This is a genomic window from Sinorhizobium fredii USDA 205 (assembly GCF_001461695.1).
Classification (GTDB): Bacteria; Pseudomonadota; Alphaproteobacteria; order Rhizobiales; family Rhizobiaceae; genus Sinorhizobium; species Sinorhizobium fredii.
The window spans coordinates 1-1,052 of sequence record NZ_AUTC01000100.1 but is presented as its reverse complement, the minus strand read 5'-3'; the positions used below and the strand labels follow the sequence as shown (position 1 = coordinate 1,052).

Below are 1,052 nucleotides of genomic sequence, written 5' to 3'. Positions count from 1 at the left end.
CCGTTTGCCGCCGCACCCGCATGGCATCGGGCATGCGGTCGAGTCTGGCCTGCATGGCGTCGATCACCTGCTCATGCTCCCAGCGCCGGATGCGTCGAAGCTTCTCGGGCGTACAGCGGGGCTTGAGTTCGCAGGTCGAGCAGGCGGTCAGATGGCGATAGAAGATGACGTCGCCTTCGCGATCCGATCGGTTCCTGCCTCTGGTTAGTTCCTGTCCGGCCGGACAAACATACAGATCCCGGTCGGCGTCGAACACGAAGTCCTGCTTGCCGAAGAAGCCACGTTTCAGGCCGCTTGAGGTGAGCGACTTCGGCACGATGGCCTTTATGCCCGCCGCGTCGCAGGCCAGCACTTCTTCGCCCGAGAAGTAGCCGCGATCGGCAAGCACGGTCAGATCATCCGCGCCGGTCGCCTCCTTCGCTTGCTGGCCCATGCTGGCAAGTCGGGTGCGATCGTGACCGACATTGGTGACCTCATGCGCCACGACCAGGTGATGCTTCGTGTCCACCGCCGCCTGGACGTTGTAGCCGACGAGGCCGGTACCCTTGCCGTTGGTGGCCATGGCGCGGGCATCGGGATCGGTCAGCGAGACCTGTCGGTCGGGTGCTGCTTCGACGGCGCGCTCCATCGCATTCAGATCGCGCATCTGCTGGCGCAGGCGTTCGAGCCGCTCCGTCAGGCGGTCCCTGCGCATCTCCGCCACCTCGTCCTCCTGACGATCGGCCGTGTCAAGCAGCGACAGGTAGCGCTCGATGCTGGCCTGCACCTGCTCCACGCGGCGGCGGATCGCGCCGGGCGTAAAGTTCTTGTCGCGCGTGTTCACGGCCTTGAAACGACTACCATCCACCGCAACTGTGCCGCCGGCGAGGAGGCCGACCTGGCGGCAGAGCACGACGAACTGGCGGCAGACGGCGCGGATCGCGTCTCCGTTGTCACGCCGGAAATCAGCGATCGTCTTGAAGTCGGGCGCGAGCTTGCCCGTCAGCCAGATCAGCTCGACGTTGCGGCCCGCCTCGCGCTCCAGTCGTCGGCTCGACTGCACCTGGTTGAGG

Annotated in this window: 1 protein-coding gene; it reads right to left on the bottom strand. The window is 65.8% G+C overall.

The window, feature by feature from the left end; translation table 11 throughout:
• Positions 1 to 1,052, bottom strand: a 1,052-nt coding sequence (locus tag N181_RS11060) for an IS1182 family transposase (protein ID WP_060563373.1), incomplete at both ends; no start/stop codon positions are given.